The following is a 17,382-nucleotide window of genomic DNA, read 5'->3' on the forward strand; positions in this document are numbered from 1 at the left end:
CGAGCGGGCATGCAAGCAGCAGTGTTCCACGGCGAGCGCGACGTCCGCGTCGAGGAGGTCCCGGACCCGACGCTGGAGGGCCCCGAGGACGCCATCGTGCGCATCACGCACACCGCGGTCTGTGGGTCGGACCTGTGGTTCTATCGCGGGGAGCGCGAGTACCCGACCCCTGGCCGCGTCGGGCACGAACCGATGGGGATCGTGGAGGCGGTCGGCGAGGACGTGACGAGCGTTCGGCCGGGCGACCGCGTGCTCGCGCCGTTCGCAATCAGTTGCGGCGAGTGCGAGTTCTGCCGGAAGGGCCTGTACACGTCCTGCGTCGAGGACGCGGGGTGGGCGGGCGAGCACGACGGCGCGCAGGGCGAGAAGGTGCGGTGTCCGTTCGCGGACGGGACGCTCGTGCGCGTTCCCGACCGGTACGCGGACGACGCGGACGTCCTCGAGTCGCTCCTGCCCCTCACGGACGTGATGTGCACGGGCCATCACGCGGCGGTGAGCGCGGGCGTCGAGGCCGGGTCGACGGCGGTCGTCGTCGGCGACGGCGCGGTCGGACTCTGTGGCGTCCTCGCGGCCCAGCGCCTCGGTGCGGAGCGGATCGTCGCGGTCGGCCACCACGAGGACCGCCTCGAGATCGCCGAGTCGTTCGGCGCGACGGAGACGGTGAGCGCGCGCGGCGACGAGGCGGTCGACGCGGTGCTCGATATCACGAACGGCGGCGCGAACCACGTCCTGGAGTGCGTGGGCGCGGAGTCGTCGTGGGACGCGGCCGTCGACGTCGCGCGCCCCGGCGGCACCGTCGGGTACGTCGGCGTGCCTGCTGGCGTCGAAGACGCCGAGTTCCTCGGGACGGCGTTCTCGGACAACGTCGGCCTCGAGGGCGGCGTCGCGCCCGTCCGGGCGTACGTCGAGGACCTCATGGCGGACGTCCTCCAGGGGACGCTCGACCCGTCGCCCGTGTTCACGAAGACCGTCGACCTCGACGGCGTCCCCGAGGGCTATCGCGCGATGGACGAACGCGACGCCGTCAAGGTCCTCGTCGAGGTCTGACCGCCGTCCGCTCCGTCGCGCCCGGCCGCGACGCCGTCACTCGGCGGTTGCGCTGCCGAGACCGAGGTCCTCGCGGAGGTTCGCGTACAGCGTCTCGAAGCTCGTCTCGTCGGCGGCCGCGGCCGCGGCGATCGCGCGCGGTTCGAGCGTCGCCTGGCGCGTCGCGCCCTCGACGACGAGCGTCTCGGCGAGTTCACCGCGGTACTCGGCGGTGTGGTGCGTGCGGAGGACGCTCGCGAAGTAGCCGGCGACCGCGTCCGTGTGACCGCCGACGGTGTCGGCGTGCGCACCGAGGTCGATCTCGTCGCGGTCGGGGTCGAACGCCGTGGTGTCACGGCCGTCGCGACCGTCGCGGCCGTCGCGGCTATCGCGGCCGTCGTGGTCTTCTCGGTTCCGACGGGCGACGTCGTCGAGCGCCGACAGCGACGCGGGCGAGAAGTCGAGGGCGTCGTGGTCGGCGGCGAGTTCCGCGGCGAGCCGGTCGAACGCGGCGACGACGTCGGCGGGTGCGGGCTCCTCGCGCGGGTCGTCTGCGGGCTCGGTGGGGTCCGCGTCGGCGAGCTCGGGCGCGTCCGCGTCGAGTTCGCTCGCGAAGACGTCGTGGACGAGCGCGAACGAGGACTCGCCCTCGAAGACGTCCCCGAGAACGCTCGGGACCGTGAGAACGACCGGCTGTCCCTGGTGGGTGGCGGAAAGTTCGACGACCCAGCCGGCGGCGTCGTCGAACGTCCACTCGCCGTCGTACGCGCGGACGAACGTCTCGCCGAGGTACGCGCCCATCCGGCGGACGGTCTCGTTCGTCGCCTCGTCCTCGGGGTCGGCGTCGAGCGCGTCCGCGACGTCCGCGGCGAGGTCGTCGAGGACCACGAGCGACCGCGGCGTGTAGTCGAGGTCGGCGTCGGGGTGGGCGTCCACCAACTCGGCGGCGAGCTCGCGCGGTCGGGTCGCGTCCGCGTCGGTATCTGCGTCCGCCTCGGGAGCCGCGTCCGCATCCGCGGCGGCCTCGGCGTCGACGTCGTCGTCGAGGCCGAGCAGTCGCTTCAGGGACGACAGCGGGTTCATGTCGCGTACGTTGGCGGCGGGCGCGGAAAGACGTGTCGCGGCGCGAGCGGTCGGGGAAAGGTTGACGCGCGTCGCGCACCGACCCGAGCGCGTGATCCGGACCCGGACCGACCGCTTGCTCGCCCTCGCGCTGGTCGGCGTCGCCGCGGGCGCGCTCCCGCCGTGGCTCGTCCCCAACCCGTGGTACGACGGCGTCGCGCCGGCGGTCTACAGGGCCGGACAGGGCAGCGGGCTGGAGACGTGGGGGCTGGCGACGCTCCCGCTGGCGGTGCTCGCGGTCGGCGTGCTCGTCTGGCGCGAGGGACGCGTGGCGACGACCTCGGCGGCGCTCGTCGGCGCGAGTGCGGCCACCGTCGCCGCGGAGGTCGCCTACCAGAGCGCGACGACGCCGTGGCTCCTCCCCGGACCGGGCGTCGCACTCACCGCCGCGAGCGCGGTCGCGGTCGTCGCGCTCGTCGCCCGCGCACGCAACCGGGCCGACCCCGGGCGTTAAGCCGCCGCGGCCGAAATCACCGGTCGATGACGACCGACGACGTCGACGCGACCGAAGGCGGCGGCCGACCGTGCCCGATGTGCGACGCGGTCCTCTACCGCCGGCACTGCAAGTACGTCTGCCCGAACCACGGCGTCGTCATGGACTGCTCGGACACCTTCCACCTCCAGCGAGAGTAGCGAGCGTACGTGCTCGGCACGACCCTGGGACCGCAGGACGTCCTCTCGACAACACCGAAACGCCGACCTGGCGGTCGGCGCATGCCCGAGGAGTCGGTTTACTCTCCGACCGCGACCCGTCGGTAGAACGGGCCGGCGATGACGAGCGCGGCGGCGACGGCGAGCCCGACCGCGAGGCGTGCGTCGACCGCGTCGACGCCGTGCATCGACAGCGTGGAGAGCGAGCTACCGACGAGGACGGCCGCGATCGTCCACGGGAGTTCGCCGACGAGCGTCGCGGCGACGAACGCCGGCAGCGAGACGCCCGTCATGGCGGCCGTGGCGGTGACGGCGTCGGCGGGCAGCGGCGCGAGGCGGGCGGCGGTGACGCCGCGGAAGCCGCCGGTGCTCTCGAAGTACTCGCCGGCGGCGTCGAGGAAGCGCTCGCCGGGCGCGACCCACGACAGCGGGTTGTCGTCGCCGTCACCGAAGTACCGACCGGCGGCGAACGCCGGCATGGACGTGAGGACCGCGCCCGCGAGCCCGACCGGGACGCCGAGTGCGACGCCGTAGCCGTAGCCGACGACGACGGCGACGAGCGTCGTCGGCCACGCGACCAGCGGCCGCAGGAGGTAGCAGACGACGAGCGCCCCGCCGAACAGCACGGGGTCGTCGGCGACGCCGTCGAGCGCGGCGAGCGTCGCCGACGGCGACACCGCGAGCGAGGCGACGACGACGGCGGCGACGACGGCGACGCCGACCAGCGCGCGACGGTGCATCACCACCGACTATCTCCCCGGTGCATGAACGTCTTTCCCCTCGACGACGACCCCGACAGGCGCTCGGACGACTCCAGCGCGGGGCGGGGCGCGCAACGCTTTTGCCCGCCCCGCGTCCACCCTCGCGTGATGTCGAACGACGACGCGGACGCTGGCGTGGACGCCGACGCGGACGCGACCACTGGCGCGGACGCGACTACCGACGCGGGTGGCGTCGACGGCGACCCCGTCGAGGTCGGCGTGGAGCTCCTCGCGAAGGCCGAGGACGCCGAGCTGTCGCTTGCCGAGGCGATGGATCGCGTTGAGGCCGTGAGCACGGCGCCGACGGTCGTCCGCGAGATACTCGACACCGCGGAGATGCGTGGCGTCATCGACCGCGAGGACGGCGTCGTCGACGTCCGCGGGAGCGGGTACGTCTCGCAGACGAGCGACGTGGTGCGGCGCGACGGCGACTACGACTGCCGGCGTTGCGGCACCGGCCTCTCCACCGGGCACTTCGTGCAACTGGACGCGGGCGAACTCGGGCCGTTCGGCTCGGAGTGCGTCAGGAAGGTCACCGGTCGCGCGGACTGACCGCGGTCGTCAGTACCTCAGCCGGTTCGTTAGCGTTCGCGAAGTTCCTCGATGAGTTGCTGGATGAGCGCCTGCTGCTGTTCGAGCAGGCCGTTCTGCGCCTCGACGCGCTCCTCCAGGTCGTCGATGCGGGCGGCGAGGTCCGCGGGCGTGACGCCGGACTCGGTCGCCGGCTCGAACCCGGCGGCGGCGAACTCGCGCGCGCTCTCCCCGCCAGACCCGTCGTCGGTCGACGCCGCATCCTCGGTCGACGCCGCATCCTCGGTCGACGCCGCATCCTCGGTCGACGCCGCATCCTCGGTCGACGCCGCATCCTCGGTCGACGCCGCATCCTCGGTCGAAAGCAGGTTCGATCGGTCGACCGGTTCGGTCTCGGTCGCTCCGCCAGACGCGTCCGTCGTCGTCGCCGACTCGTCCGCCGGTTCCGCGCGACGCTGCCCGCCCCCGTCCGCCGGTTCTGCGCGACGCTGCCCGCCCCCGTCCGCCGGTTCCGCGCGACGCTGGGAGGTCTCGGTCTGCGCATCGCGTCGCTGCCCGGCCGAGGCGTCGTCCTCGCTCGCGACGGGTCGACGCGGATTCGACCCCCCGCGGCCGGCGTCGTCGTCCGCGGTTTCGGGAGCCTCCTCGTCGAGTGATTCGGCCTTCTCGTCGTCGAGGAACGGGTCGCCGCTCGTGTCCGCCGGCCGGTCGCCCGCGTTCGCGCCGAGCGGGTCCACGCCCTCGCCGAAGTCCACCGCGCCACGCGAGGAGTCGGGGGCGTCCTCCTCCGGGTCGACGAGCGCGTTGAACGCCTCCAGCGAATCGACGTCGTAGTACGAGCACAGCGCTTGCGTCAACCGTTCGCGGACGACGGCGACGTGCTCGTTCGGCGCCTTGATGCGCTGCGGGCGACCGTCGACCGCGATCACGATCTGGGTCGCGACGCTCCCCTCCTCGAAGTCCAGGGCGGTGACGTCCTCGAAGTGGTACTGTTCGTGGTCGGCGTCCCAGACCGCCCCGCCGACGTGCTTCAGGAGGCGGTCGCTCGTCACGATGAGCGTCAGCTCGCTGAACCGGAACGTCTGCACGACGGTCTCGCCGGGGTCGGTGACGCCACTGCCGTTCAGGACGCCCGCCAGTACCGGATGGAGGACGTCGTCGGTGACGCTCGAAGGCACTGCGAAGTCGCGTTCGCCGTCGATACTGTACGTGAGCGTGATGCGCGTCTTCCGTCGACCTTCGTTGACCGTGACGCGCTCTGCGTCGTGGGGATACGACTCGACGGATTCGTCGCTGAGCAGGCTCTCGGAGCGATAGACGAGCGTTCGCGTCGGCGTGACGAACAGGCCGTCGTCGCCACCCAGGGACACGTTCGCCGCGACGGTCTCGCCGTCGAGTTCGTCCTGCACGATACCCGGAACGTCCATGCCGCCCCCTTCACGAGAGGACGCCATAAATCCGTGGGGCAGCCGCGTTTCGAACGCCACGAACGGGGTGCGACCCCGTCACGTACCACGGTGACATGAGAAGGTTCAAGTCCAGTAACGGCCAACGGGAGTGTGAGGCCGGGTGGCTTAGCTGGACATAGCGCCGCACTCATAGGGTTTCAGAGATTCGGTGCGGTACCACAGCCTTGGAAGGCATGCGCGTGACCTCGGGGCCCGCCGAGCCTCGAACCTGGGTCATGCGGAGATCGCGGGTTCGGAGCCCGCCCCGGCCACTTTCTACCGTCGAACTGCGAGCGATAGCGAGCAGTTCGGCGATACGAAACGTGGCCGGGAGCGGGCGGAGAACCCGTGTCGGTCGCCGACGAGCGCCAGCGAGTCGGCGAGAAGGAGCGAAGCGAGCGGTAGCGAGTGGAGCGACTGGCGTTCGGAGCCCGCCCGGTAGCGTTCGACAGTCGAACTGCGAGCGATAGCGAACAGTTCGGCGATACGAAACGTGGCCGGGAGCGGGCGGAGAACCCGTTTACGGTTCCCGCGAGCGACCGCAGGGAGCGAGGGGGAAGACGATGCGCGAGCGGAGCGAGCGAATCGGAATCGCCGACGAGCGCCAGCGAGTCGGCGAGAGGGAGCGAAGCGAGCGGTAGCGAGTGGAGCGACTGGCGTTCGGAGCCCGCCAGGTAGCGTTCGACAGCCGAACTACGGGTGTTAGCTCGTGGTTCGGTGGTGTGGTGTCGCGCGAGTGCGTTTAGACGCCGTCGGGGTGCGTGAGTTGGCCGTTGGCTTCGGCGACGAGGCCGCGGTCGACGGCGGCGTCGATGATGGCTTCGCACTCGTGGTCGGGGATGTCGTAGGCGCTGCCGGCGATGGTTTCGATCTCGTCGCGGGCGACGGGGAGGTCGCGGTTCTTGAGGAGTCGGACGACCTTGTTGTACGTGCGGGGGTCGACGTCGGGGGTGGTGTCGGAGTGGTCGTTCGCGGACCGGTCGGTGGCGTTCGACGTCGATGTGGGGGGTGCGTGCTCCGTGGACTGGTCCGTTGCGTCGTCGCGGGTTCGGTTCTCGCTGGTCGCGTTCGTGGGTTCGTTCTCGTCGTCGTCGGGTTCGGCGTCGGGGATGGTGGTGCTGGCGTCGCCGAAGACGCTGTTCTGGCCGGGTTCGTTCGTGGTGTCGTCGAAGACGGACGTGGTCTCGTCGACCTCGAACGGCGTCTCGCCGTCGTCGCTGGCGGCGTTGTTGGCGGCGTCGTCGTTCGTGGCGTCGTTGGAGTCGTCGAGGATGCTCGGTGGGACGACCGCGTCGTCGGACCCGGACGCTCGGTCGGTGCCGGTGGTCGCGTCGCTGCCGGCGTTCGCGTCGACGTCGCGGTCGGGTTCGGCGGACGTGCGATCGTCGGCGTCGGGGTTCTCGTGGACGATACCGGCGTTCTCGCGGGCGTCTGCCTGCGCGGCTGCGACGACCGGGTCGAGCACCCGACCGAGTTTGCGTTCGCACGTTCCGCAGAGGACGACGGTCGTCTGCTGGGTTTTCGTGGGTGCGAGCGCCTCGGGGACGATCGGGGATTCCCGGAGGGAGACGTCCATCGCTGCGCCACAGAAGTAGCACGAGGAGAGGTCGACCATGGCGGAAGTCGACGCTCGCACCCCACCTAAAGCTTGTCACGGCCGCGGTCGGGAGGCCGACGCGGAACCACCTCCCCCGCATCATAGTTGCGTCAGTTGTATTGCGTGAAAATAATGTGAGACGGAGCGGTGGGGTGTGGTATGAGCGAGCACGACGGTGGTGGGGCAAGTGGCGTGCTGTCGCGGCGGCCGACCGCGGCCGCGCTGGCCGCGGTCCCGTCGAACGACCCGGTAAGTGCGAGCGAGGTTGCCGCGGAACTGGACGTCGCGCAGGACGTGGCGCAGGATGCCCTTCGCGCGCTCGCCGCCGACGGTACGCTCGCACACCGGCAGGTCCGTTGTCGCTCCTGCGCCGTCGACGTCTGGTACCGACCCCGGGAGGCGTCGACGGCGTCGCTCGAGGAGCGCGTCGACGACGCCATCGCCGAGCTAGCCGTGCCGGGCGCGAGCGAACTGATGCAGGACTGGCGTCGTAACGCCGTCCGCGAGGCGTTCGAGTACCTTCAGGATGCAGCGGTCGCGGAGGCGTCGACGAACGTCGACGCCATCTACCCGACCCACGAGGCCGGGTTCGACACCGAGGACGCGTGGTGGGGAATGGTCGCGCCGCGACTCGCGCGACTCCCTGGCGTGACGGCGGGCGGCGACGGCGACGCGTGGCGGTACGACGCCGACGCCTGAGAGCGTTCGACGTCGACGCGTGAATCGCTCGAGTTCCCGACGGTGGTCAGTAGATGAGTTCGTCGTCGTTCTCGACCATGTAGAGCGTTCGCGCCGCGATGTTGACGGCGTGGTCGCCGACGCGTTCGAGGTCGCGGATCGTGAGGAGGAGTCGGGAGACGTCCGCCATGAGCCGCTCGACGTTCCCGTCCTCGAGTTCCGTCTCGATGAGGTCGCGGACGACCATCTCGCTGGCGTCCTGGCAGAGTTCGTCGAGTTCGTCGTCGCGGGCGGCGATAGCGCGGCACTCGGCCGTGTCCTCGCGGTCGTACGCGCTCATCGCGTCGGCGACCATCTCGGCGGTGACGTCACCGATCGCCTGGACGTCCACCTCGGGGAAGACGTCGCGGCCGGCGTCGAGCGTGTACTCGGCGAGGTTGACGGCGAGGTCGCCGACGCGTTCGAGGTCGGTGATGATCTTGAACGACGCGGCGATGAACCGGAGGTCGCTCGCGACGGGCTGCTGGAGCGCGATGAGGTCGATGCATTGCTTCTCGAGGTCGAGGTAGCGCTGGTTCACCTCGTCGTCGCCCTCGATGACGCCGCGGGCCTGCTCGTCGTCCTTCGATTCGAGTGCGACGAGCGCGTCCTGGAGGCGGTCGAGGACGAGTTCGCTCATGTAGAGGATGTCCTCGCGGAGGTCCTCCAGTTGGTCCTGGTAGCTCTCGCGTGGCATGCTCGAACCTGACTCCGCACAGTTCAAAAAGGTTCGTCACTCCGGGGTCGAGGTCGGCTGTCGAGCGTAGTCGTACGAAATACTATATAGTGATACGTTCGTCGGATCGGTATCGAGGGGGACCGGATTGGCTCTCGACGGCATTTCTGCGGGTTCCGGCGCCCTCTTACGGCGCCTTTCCCGGTTCCTCGCAAGCGGTCGTGCCGCTATCATCACCGGGCGGCGCCGATATATAGAATAGTCGGATTTATGGTCGGAGGTCGGGTATCGACCGACATGGAGACGCGCAAGGTGCAGGTGACCGGTGGGTCGACGTTCACCGTATCGTTGCCGAAGGACTGGGCGACCGAGAACGGGGTGTCGGCGGGGACGACGGTCGAGTTCTACCCGGAGGAGGACTCCTTGCTGTTGACGCCGAAGAGCGAGACCGAGCGCACGCGGGGAACGCTCGACGTGACAAACCTGGAGGGCGAGCAGTTGACGCGCGCGGTCATGACGATGTACGTCTCGGGATTCGACGTCATCGAGCTGGAGGCCAACCGGATCACGACCGACCAGCGTCGCGCGATCCGCGAGGCGACCCAGGGTCTCGTCGGCGTGGAAGTCCTGGAGGAGACGGGCGACAGCGTCGTCATCCAGGACCTGCTCGACTCCTCGGAGTTGAGCATCACGAACGCGGTGACGCGCATGCGGTTGATCGCGCAGTCGATGCTGCAGGACGCGGTGACGGCGCTCGTCGAGAACGACGCTGACGTGGCGCGGGACGTCGTCGAGCGCGACGAGGACGTGGACCGCCTGTGGTTCGTGGTCTCCCGCATCTTCCGGTCGACGCTCCGGTCGCCGCGTGCGGCCGAAGAACTGGGCGTGAGTCGCGAGGACTGCTTCGACTACCACTCGAGTGCACGCCAGCTGGAGCGGATCGCGGACCACGCGGCGAAGATCGGGAACCTCGCGCTGGACCTCGACGAGATCGACGGCGAGGTCGGGGACGCGTTCGAGGAACTGCACGCGGACGCCTCCCACGTCGTCGACCTGGCGATGGACGCGCTGTTCGAGGCGGACGCGGACGAGGCGACGCGGCTCGCGAACGAGGCTCGCGCGAGCATCCTCGGGATCGACGAGCACACGCGCCGGATCGACGACCTCCTGCGCGAGCGCGACCCACAGACCGCCCAGTCCCTTGGATTGGTCGTCGACTCGCTCTCGCGGAGCGCTGACTACGGCGGGAACATCGCGGAGACCGCGCTCCAGAAGGCCGCACCGAGTCCCTGAAACGGCGCTCCAGAAGGCCGCGCTCAGTCCCTCAAACGGCGCTCCAGAAGGCCGCGCCCAGTCCCTCAAACGGCGCTCCAGAAGGCCGCGCCCAGTCCCTCAAACGGCGCTCCAGAAGGCCGCGCCCAGTCCCCGAGACGAGACCGGAGGCGTTTCTTCGACGCGGTCGCGGGTCGCGAACCGCCGACGGACCGAGGGGTTTTCACCCTGTAGCGTCGAGTTCCTGGGCATGACCGAGGACTCGAGCGAGCGCGTCGTGGCGGCCGTCGACGACACGGCGGCGGACATCGCGTCGATGGAGATCCGTGGCGCGGCGACGATCGCGGACGCCGCGGCCGGGGCGCTGGCGGCGCAAGCGGCGGCGTCGTCGGCGTCGGAGCCGGCGGCGTTCGAGGCGGAGTTGAAGGCGGCGGCGCGGCGACTGTACGAGACGCGACCGACGGCGGTGTCGCTCCCGAACGCGCTCCGGTTCGTGCTCTGGGACATGGAGGGCGAGACGGTCGACGCGCTCCGCGAGAGCGTCCTGGAGAGCGCGCGGTCGTTCCGCGAGGACCTCGCTGACGCCCAGGATCGCCTGGGGCGGATCGGCGCGAACCGCCTGCGTGACGGCGACGTCGTCATGACGCACTGTCACTCGACGGACGCGCTGTCGTGCGTGAAGGCGGCGCTCGACCAGGGGAAGGACGTCTCGGCGGTCGTGAAGGAGACGCGACCGCGCAAGCAGGGCCACATCACGGCCGAGCAGCTCCGCGAGTGGGGCGTGCCGGTGACGCTCGTCGTCGACAACGCCGCGCGCCGCTACCTGGAGGACGTCGACCACGTGCTCGTCGGTGCGGACTCGATCGCGGCGGACGGGAGCGTCGTGAACAAGATCGGGACGTCGGGCCTGGCGGTGAACGCGCGCGACCGCGGCGTCCCGATAATGGTGGCCGCGCAGACGATCAAGCTCCACCCCGGTACCTTGACGGGCCACACCGTCGAGATCGAGAACCGCGACGAGACGGAGGTGCTGGCCGACGCCGAGCGCGAACGCATCACGGGCGGCGATCCGGACGACCCCGAGTTCGCCGTCGAGAACCCGGCGTTCGACGTGACGCCACCGCGGTACGTCGACGCCATCGTCACCGAGCACGGCCAGTTCCCGCCCGAGAGCGTCGTGACGCTGATGCGCGAGCTGTTCGGGACGGACGTCGGCCAGCCCTGGGAGTGACCGCTGGCAGCGGAGCGGCCGTCGGCCAGCGCCGGACGTGACCGGTCGAGTGCGGCGGTGAGGCCGACCGGAACCTTCTTTCCGGTTCCCCTACGGAGAATAGGACATGGCTGGTGGCGTCTATACGATTCCGTCGTTGGTGTACGTGGTGCCGCTCCTCCTCGCGTTCGGGGGCGTGGCCGCGCTCCTGTGGGCGATCCGGCCGCCGACGACGGACTGGACGGTCGTCTCGTTCGCGCCGTGGATGGCGATCGGGTCCGTCCTCTTCCTCCTCGACGGCCTGGGCGCGTACCCCGAGGTCGTCGCGCCACTGTTCGGGCCGGTGACGGTGTACGTGACGACCGCGGTGTTCGCGGGCTTCGTCTGGATCCTAATGACGTTCGTCGCGTCGATACGGAAGGGATTCGACATCTACTACGGCGTCGGCGTCTTCGGGGGCGGAGTGGCGTTGATGCTGATCGTGTTCCTGTTCCTCGCGGGCATCAACGCGCAGACGTTCAATCCCGTCTATCCGGTGTTCGGGTCGATCGTGGCGGCGCTCGTCGCGGCGCTCGCGTGGGTCGCGCTGAGTTTGACGTACACGGACGTCGCGCGGTACACGGGCCGAACGGGTGCGTTCGTGGTGTTCGCGCACTCGCTCGACGGCGTGTCGACGGCGCTCGGGTACGACCTCCTCGGGGCGGGCGAACGCACGCCGCTGTCGCGCATCCTCCTCGAGTTCTCCGCGAGCCTGCCGAGCGCGGAGTACGTGGGTGCGGGCTGGCTGTTCGTCCTGGTGAAAGTGCTGCTCGCGCTCGTCATCGTGGCGGCGTTCCGCGAGTACCTGGAGGAGAGTCCGCGGCAGGCGCGACTGGTGCTCGCGTTCGTCGCGGCGGTCGGGTTCGGGCCGGGCGTGTACAACCTCCTCCAGTTCACGATCACCGAGCAGCAGGCGGTGTTCGCGGTCGCTCGTGCACTCGGAGGTGCGTGAGGCGTGCGGGTGCTCGTCGCGGGCCACGTGAACTGGGACGTGACGTTGCGCGTCGACCGGCTCCCGGAGCCCGACGGCGAGTCCCGGATCTTCGACCAGCAGTCCTCGGGCGGCGGGAGTGCGGCGAACGTCGCGTACGACCTCGCGTTACTGGACGTCTCCTCGGGCGTGGTCGGGAGCGTCGGCGACGACGAGCACGGCCTGCTCGCGACGCGCGAACTCGAGGAGGCCGGCGTCGACCTCTCGGGACTGGTGCGGGTTCCCGACGGCGAGACGACGGTGAAGTACGTGCTCGTCGAGGAGGGCGGCGAGGTGTCGATGCTCGCGAACGACGGCGCGAACGAGGCCGTGGGACCGGACGACGTCGACGACGCGTTCGTCGCGAGCGCCGAGCACGTGCACTTGACGAGCCAGCAACCCGAGACGGCGGCGCACGTCGCGCGGGTCGCGAGCGACGCGGGGGCGACGGTGAGCGTCGACCCGGGGCGACGGCTCGCGGACCGGGACTACGGCGACGTGCTCGCGAACGCGGACGTCGTGTTCGTGAACGACCGGGAAGCGGAGGCGGTACTCGACGCACCGCCGAAGGAGGCGTTCGCCGACCAGGTGCTGGTCGTGAAGCACGGCGCGGCCGGCGCGGAGGTGCACGCGCCCGAGGGCCACTTCGAGCATCCGGGGTTCGGGATCGAGCCCGTGGACACGACGGGTGCGGGGGACGCGTTCGCGGCGGCGTTCGTCGCGACGCGACTCGACGGCGGCGGCTACGAGCGAGCGCTGGAGCGCGCGAACGCCGCCGGCGCGTACACCGCGAGCACGGAGGGCGCGCGGCAAGCGCCGACGGCGCGGGCGCTCGACGCGTTCGTCGCCGAGCGCACGTGACGCGCTCGTCCAGTTCGCCGCGCTCCCCCGAGTCGCCGCGCTCGCCGAACCTGGTTACGCCGATTCGATCTCCTTGAGGTTCACGTCCCGGTGGCCGTCGGCGTGCGCGCGAGCGCTGGCCTTGTCGATCGCCTCCTGCGTGTCGAAGACGCCGTCCTCGACCGCGACGGTGTACGTGACGACGTCGTCCTGGTCACCCACCCAGAGGTGGACGGCTACGTCCTGCATACTCGCGTACTCTTGGGCGACCGACAAAAGCGTTCGGCGCGGTCGCGGGGCGTGGCGGGACGAGCGCGGCCGTGACCGCCGTGGTCGTCGCGGGTGCGACGAACCTAGCGGTGCTCGTCGAGGCGGCGCTCGAGTCGTTTGGCGGCGTCGCCGGCGGCGCGGAAGTACGCGTCCTCGTTACTTGCGCCTTCGCCGGCGAAGATGATGCCGCGCGAGGAGTTCACGAGACCGACGTCGCGACCGTCGCGCGTCGCGAGGCCGTGCGCGACGGCGGCCTCGGCGTCCCCGCCCTGCGCGCCGACGCCCGGCACCAGGAAGGGAAGGTCGGGGACGAGTTCGCGGACGGACTCGAGTTCGTCGGGCGTGGTGGCGCCGACCACGAGCCCGACGTTCCCGTGCTCGTTCCACGTGCTCGCGAGGCGCGCGACGTGCTCGTAGACCGTACCGCCGTCCGCGAGCTCGTGATCCTGAAGGTGTTTGCCGCCCTCGTTCGACGTCCGGCAGAGCACGAACACGCCCTTCTCGGCGCGGTCGAGGAACGGCTGGAGGCTGTCCCGACCCATGTAGGGGTTGACGGTGATGGCGTCGACGTCGTCGAGCACCTGCGCGTACTGGCGGGTGGTGTTCCCGATGTCCGCGCGCTTCGCGTCGAGGAGCACGGGGACGCCCTTCCCGTGCGCGTACGCGACGGTCTCCTCGAGCGCCCGCCAGCCGTCGGGGTCCTCGTAGAACGCGGCGTTGGGCTTGAAGGCGGCGGCGTGCTCGTGCGTGGCGTCGATCACGCGACGGTTGAACGCCCACCGCGGGAGGTCGTGGTCGGCCAGAAAGTCGGGGATGCGGTCGGGGTCGGGGTCGAGGCCGACGGAGACGACGCTCCCCGTCGACGCGATGCGGTCGGCGACGCGATCGAAGAAACCGGCTGTCATACCTGCATCCGCGCCGTCGGCGTAGTTCGGTCTTTCCATTCGCCACGGGGTCTCCTGCGGGACGGCGTCCGCCGCGGGGGTCAGAACGTGAGGTTCTCGAGGAGGGATTCGGCCTCGGTGAGCGTCATCGGTTCGCCGTAGATGCGCGACCCGGGCTCCATGAGCTGGCCGTTCGTGAGTCGCCCGAGGTCGACGGCCGCGAACCCGATGTCCTCGATGAGGCCGACGACGGTCGCCTTCGCGAGCGCGTCGTCGCCGGCGACGAACAGGACGAGTCGGTCCGCGGGATCCGCCTCGGGACGGGACTCGTCGCGGAGCGTCTCGTAGTCCATCGTGTTGAACGCCTTGATGACGCGCGCGTCGGGGAGGTGCTCGGCGACCGCCTCCGTCTCCGTGAGTCCGTCGAGGTCGATCTCGCCGTCGCGGTCGGGATAGTAGTTCGACGCGCTGATCACGGTCGTGTTCGCGAGCGCGTCGGCGGGGAGGCTCTCGTACTCGGCGAAGGGAATCGCTTCGAGGACGACGTCGCCGAACGCGGCGGCGTCCTCGACGGTCGCCGCACGGGCGTTCGGTCCGAGGTCGTCGACGAGCGCGTCGAGCGACCCCGGACCGCGCGAGTTGCTGATTGCGACGTCGTGACCGGCGTCGACGAAGTGCCTGGCCGCAGTACTCCCGATATTCCCCGACCCGATGATGCCGATGTCCATGGTCGACGTAGGGGCACGTGCCGTATAACGTCCGCGCTCGGGAGCGGCGATGCGTTCGACGTCGCCGAGCGCACGAACCGACTGCTCGCCGAACCGACTGCTCGCCGAACCGACTGCTCGCCGAACCGACTGCTCGCCGAACCGACTACTCGCCGAACCGACGGTTCCGGTCCTGGTACTCGCGGATGGCGCGCAGGTAGTCCCGTTCCCGGAAGTCCCGCCAGTTGACGTCCGTGAAGTAGAGCTCGCTGTAGACGCTCTGCCAGATCATGAAGTCGCTGAGGCGTTCCGCGCCTGTCTTGATGACGAGGTCGGGTTCGCGCGGGAACACGAGGCGGTCCTCGACGGCGCTCTCGTCGACGTCCGCTGGCTCGAGGTCGCCGTCGTCGACGGCGGTCGCGAGGTCGCGGATGGCGGCGGTGAACTCGCTCCGACCGCCGAGGCCGATGCCGACCGTGATCGGGGCGTCCGCACGCTCGAGGTCGTCGGGCTCGCGGACGGCGACCTCGCGCGGCGCGTCCAGGTCCTCGAGTTCACGGGCGAGCGTCGGCGCGGCCGCCCGGTCGAGGACGCTCACGTAGACGGTGACCTCGGTCGCCCCGTACTCGAACGCCCACCCGAAGAACGCCGTGAGCGTGTCGTACGCCCCCTGCTCCAGGAGGTCGCGTTCGGTGATGACGAGCGCGACGTGCTCGGGGACGGCGGCGTCGACGGTGCGAACGCGGAGCGCGAGATAGCGGTCGTACAGGCCCACGCCTCCGCGTACCAAGCGGATGCCGGTAAAACGCTCGGGTTCGCGCGACGTGGCGAAGACAGGAGGGGTCGACCGGTCACGCGCCCGTCGCGTATCGTCCGATTTGGAAGCCCGCGTCCGGTCAGGGGAGGCCGAGCGCAGTCCTCACTGGTACTCGGTGATCGTGAGCGTGTAGCTCCCACTCCCGCTGTAGGAGTCGACGTCGATCTGCATGTCCGTGGAGTCGTCGGGACTGTCGATGGTGATGGACTCCTGGCTGTCCGTGGAGTACGACGCGTAGTCGTAGTCGCTCGGGGTGGCGTTCGCCGTCGTCCCCGTGTTCACGTAGAGGTCGAAGTCGGCGTCGCTCGGGCCGTCGAGCTCGACGACGACCTGGCTCGGCGCGTCGTAGTTCCAGCCGTACGAGTAGTCGTCGTAGTCCCAGTAGCCGCTGAGGCTGCCGGAGACGGAGCTACTCGTGGACCCGTCGCCGCCGTCGCCGCCGTCGCCGCCGTCGCCGCCGTCGCCGCCGTCGGATGGGTCGGTGGTGACCGCGGCGTACGCGTCGACCTGTCCGCTACCCTGCTCCTGGCTGGAGAGACCGATGTCCGCGGCGGTGTTCTTCAGGTGACTGCGGAGTTCGTTGTTCGCGAGGTCCCACTGTGCGAGCGTGAGGCCGGCGACGCCCGAGGTTACGGGGGTCGCCATCGACGTCCCCGAGAGTTCCTCGTAGCTCCCGCGGGCCTCCGTCGTCGTCGACAGGACGTCGACGCCGGGCGCGCAGAGTTCGACGTCGTCGCCGTACTGGCTGAAGCTCGCGAGCTGCTCGTTCGAGTCCACCGCCGAGATCGCGACGCACTCGCTGTACGCGGCGGGGTAGGAGACGCCCTGCGTGCCGTCGTTGCCGGCGGCCGCGATGACGAGCGCGCCGTTGTCCGTCGCGTAGCTCACGGCGTTCTTCATCGTGCTCGTGTAGCCGCCGCCGCCGAGGCTGAGGTTGATGACGTCCGCGCCCTGGTCGGCCGCCCACTCGACGGCGTCCGCGATGTCGGCGGTCGAACCGGAGCCGCCCTCGTCGAGCGCACGCCCGTTGATGAGCGAGGAGTTGCCCTGGCCGGCGACGCCCGTGCCGTTGTCGACGACCGCGGCCGCACAGCCCGAGACGTGCGTGCCGTGGTACTCGTTCTGGGTGTCGTCGGGGTACGGGTCGCTGTCGCCGTCGGCGAAGTCCCGGCCCGGGTTCGACGCGTAGTTCCCCTCGAGGTCGGGGTGGTCGTACTGCGCGCCCGTGTCCACGACGGCGATCGTGACGTTCGAGTCGCCGAACGTCGTGTCCCACGCCTGGTCTGAGTTGACCTGCTGGGGCGCGTACTGCTGGGAGAAGTCGGGGTCGTTCGGTGTCGCGAGCGCGCTGTGGGTGACGTTGTCCTCGGCGTACTTGACGGCGTCGCGCTTCGTCACGGCGTCCTTGAAGTTCTCGCGAGCGGTGTCGTTGCCCGGGAACTTGACGGCGACGTACCGGAGGCCGTCGTTCTGGTGGACGATCTCGGCGTTACCGGGAACGTGCTGCTGGACCGTCCCGCGGAGGTCGACGCCGGCGGAGACGCCGACGAGGACCTCGTCCTCCTTCGGGCCGGGATCTCGTCCGGGGGTCGCTGCGGTTACGCCCGAGAGGGCCGCTGCCGCGCCTGCCGCACCGGTTGCTTTCAGGAAAGTTCTACGCCCGTGGTGTCGAGTGTCATCATCTGCCATGCTGCAAGCTCCCGGTATGCAAGGTAATATTAAACGTTTTCGAACATGGACCAAAGAATGTAAAATTGTCAATGGAAATTCCCAATGGTTATATAAGCGTTTTGTCCGGATGAGAAGAATGATACTATCGAGTATGGAAGAACGTACTGATTTTA

Annotated in this window: 19 protein-coding genes and 1 tRNA gene; 10 read left to right on the forward strand and 10 right to left on the reverse strand. The window is 70.0% G+C overall.

What is annotated here, in order from left to right; translation table 11 throughout:
- The first annotated feature begins 9 nt into the window (after positions 1-9).
- A complete protein-coding gene (locus G9C85_RS07015; protein WP_166038275.1) occupies positions 10-1,047 on the forward strand; it encodes a zinc-dependent alcohol dehydrogenase family protein in 1,038 nt (345 codons plus the stop codon).
- Positions 1,048-1,083: 36 nt separating this feature from the next.
- Here G9C85_RS07015 and G9C85_RS07020 read toward each other — a convergent pair whose 3' ends face one another.
- Entirely contained in the window at positions 1,084-2,109 is a 1,026-nt protein-coding gene (locus tag G9C85_RS07020; RefSeq protein ID WP_166038277.1) for a hypothetical protein, read from the reverse strand.
- Positions 2,110-2,200: 91 nt separating this feature from the next.
- On the opposite strand from G9C85_RS07020, the gene G9C85_RS07025 reads away from it, so the two are divergent.
- Together G9C85_RS07025 and G9C85_RS07030 are read left to right on the forward strand one after the other, a co-directional pair.
- Positions 2,201-2,602 (forward strand): hypothetical protein, encoded by a 402-nt coding sequence (locus G9C85_RS07025; RefSeq protein ID WP_166038279.1) that lies wholly within the window; start codon positions 2,201-2,203, stop codon positions 2,600-2,602.
- A 26-nt stretch (positions 2,603-2,628) separates the two neighbouring features.
- Positions 2,629-2,781: an HVO_2523 family zinc finger protein gene (locus G9C85_RS07030; protein ID WP_166038281.1), complete on the forward strand. Its 153-nt coding sequence runs from the start codon at positions 2,629-2,631 to the stop codon at positions 2,779-2,781.
- A 98-nt stretch (positions 2,782-2,879) separates the two neighbouring features.
- Here the strand turns inward: G9C85_RS07030 and G9C85_RS07035 are convergent, their stop codons facing one another.
- Positions 2,880-3,539: a TVP38/TMEM64 family protein gene (locus G9C85_RS07035; protein ID WP_166038283.1), complete on the reverse strand. Its 660-nt coding sequence runs from the start codon at positions 3,537-3,539 to the stop codon at positions 2,880-2,882.
- Positions 3,540-3,668: 129 nt separating this feature from the next.
- Here G9C85_RS07035 and G9C85_RS07040 point away from each other — a divergent pair, with 129 nt between their 5' ends.
- Positions 3,669-4,112 carry a DUF5830 family protein gene (locus G9C85_RS07040; protein ID WP_193570605.1) on the forward strand — a complete coding sequence of 148 codons (444 nt, stop codon included), beginning with the start codon at positions 3,669-3,671 and terminating at the stop codon, positions 4,110-4,112.
- Between the two features lie 29 nt (positions 4,113-4,141).
- Here the strand turns inward: G9C85_RS07040 and G9C85_RS07045 are convergent, their stop codons facing one another.
- Positions 4,142-5,518 (reverse strand): hypothetical protein, encoded by a 1,377-nt coding sequence (locus G9C85_RS07045; RefSeq protein ID WP_166038285.1) that lies wholly within the window; start codon positions 5,516-5,518, stop codon positions 4,142-4,144.
- Positions 5,519-5,654: 136 nt separating this feature from the next.
- Between G9C85_RS07045 and G9C85_RS07050 the strand changes: the two genes are divergently transcribed.
- Positions 5,655-5,811 (forward strand) — tRNA-Met (locus G9C85_RS07050).
- Positions 5,812-6,281: 470 nt separating this feature from the next.
- On the opposite strand, the gene G9C85_RS07055 is transcribed toward G9C85_RS07050, so the two are convergent.
- A complete protein-coding gene (locus tag G9C85_RS07055) occupies positions 6,282-7,154 on the reverse strand; it encodes a hypothetical protein (RefSeq protein ID WP_166038287.1) in 873 nt (290 codons plus the stop codon).
- A gap of 141 nt (positions 7,155-7,295) precedes the next feature.
- Here G9C85_RS07055 and G9C85_RS07060 point away from each other — a divergent pair, with 141 nt between their 5' ends.
- Positions 7,296-7,835 (forward strand): hypothetical protein, encoded by a 540-nt coding sequence (locus G9C85_RS07060; protein ID WP_166038289.1) that lies wholly within the window; start codon positions 7,296-7,298, stop codon positions 7,833-7,835.
- A gap of 46 nt (positions 7,836-7,881) precedes the next feature.
- Here G9C85_RS07060 and phoU read toward each other — a convergent pair whose 3' ends face one another.
- Positions 7,882-8,550, reverse strand: coding sequence for a phosphate signaling complex protein PhoU (gene phoU / locus G9C85_RS07065; protein ID WP_166038291.1), 669 nt, complete (start codon positions 8,548-8,550; stop codon positions 7,882-7,884).
- A 276-nt stretch (positions 8,551-8,826) separates the two neighbouring features.
- Here phoU and G9C85_RS07070 point away from each other — a divergent pair, with 276 nt between their 5' ends.
- From G9C85_RS07070 to G9C85_RS07085, 4 genes are all read left to right on the forward strand, one after another.
- Entirely contained in the window at positions 8,827-9,822 is a 996-nt protein-coding gene (locus G9C85_RS07070) for a phosphate uptake regulator PhoU (protein ID WP_166038294.1), read from the forward strand.
- 229 nt (positions 9,823-10,051) lie between these two features.
- Positions 10,052-11,032: a ribose 1,5-bisphosphate isomerase gene (locus G9C85_RS07075; protein ID WP_166038296.1), complete on the forward strand. Its 981-nt coding sequence runs from the start codon at positions 10,052-10,054 to the stop codon at positions 11,030-11,032.
- Between the two features lie 106 nt (positions 11,033-11,138).
- Positions 11,139-12,002 carry a DUF63 family protein gene (locus G9C85_RS07080; RefSeq protein ID WP_166038298.1) on the forward strand — a complete coding sequence of 288 codons (864 nt, stop codon included), beginning with the start codon at positions 11,139-11,141 and terminating at the stop codon, positions 12,000-12,002.
- A gap of 3 nt (positions 12,003-12,005) precedes the next feature.
- Positions 12,006-12,881: a PfkB family carbohydrate kinase gene (locus G9C85_RS07085; RefSeq protein WP_166038300.1), complete on the forward strand. Its 876-nt coding sequence runs from the start codon at positions 12,006-12,008 to the stop codon at positions 12,879-12,881.
- 54 nt (positions 12,882-12,935) lie between these two features.
- Here G9C85_RS07085 and G9C85_RS07090 read toward each other — a convergent pair whose 3' ends face one another.
- The 5 genes from G9C85_RS07090 to G9C85_RS07110 all read right to left on the reverse strand — a co-directional run bounded on the left by G9C85_RS07090 (position 12,936) and on the right by G9C85_RS07110 (position 17,227).
- Complete coding sequence (locus tag G9C85_RS07090) at positions 12,936-13,109, reverse strand: hypothetical protein (RefSeq protein ID WP_166038303.1); 174 nt, start codon at positions 13,107-13,109, stop codon at positions 12,936-12,938.
- Between the two features lie 104 nt (positions 13,110-13,213).
- Positions 13,214-14,035, reverse strand: coding sequence for an orotidine-5'-phosphate decarboxylase (pyrF, locus tag G9C85_RS07095; RefSeq protein WP_166038305.1), 822 nt, complete (start codon positions 14,033-14,035; stop codon positions 13,214-13,216).
- A gap of 80 nt (positions 14,036-14,115) precedes the next feature.
- Complete coding sequence (locus tag G9C85_RS07100) at positions 14,116-14,742, reverse strand: NADPH-dependent F420 reductase (RefSeq protein WP_166038307.1); 627 nt, start codon at positions 14,740-14,742, stop codon at positions 14,116-14,118.
- A 145-nt stretch (positions 14,743-14,887) separates the two neighbouring features.
- Positions 14,888-15,496 (reverse strand): undecaprenyl diphosphate synthase family protein, encoded by a 609-nt coding sequence (locus G9C85_RS07105; RefSeq protein WP_166038309.1) that lies wholly within the window; start codon positions 15,494-15,496, stop codon positions 14,888-14,890.
- Between the two features lie 144 nt (positions 15,497-15,640).
- Positions 15,641-17,227, reverse strand: coding sequence for a S8 family serine peptidase (locus G9C85_RS07110; RefSeq protein WP_166038311.1), 1,587 nt, complete (start codon positions 17,225-17,227; stop codon positions 15,641-15,643).
- Between the last annotated feature and the right edge of the window lie 155 nt (positions 17,228-17,382).

This window comes from Halorubellus sp. JP-L1, from assembly GCF_011440375.1.
Classification (GTDB): domain Archaea; phylum Halobacteriota; class Halobacteria; order Halobacteriales; family Natrialbaceae; genus Halorubellus.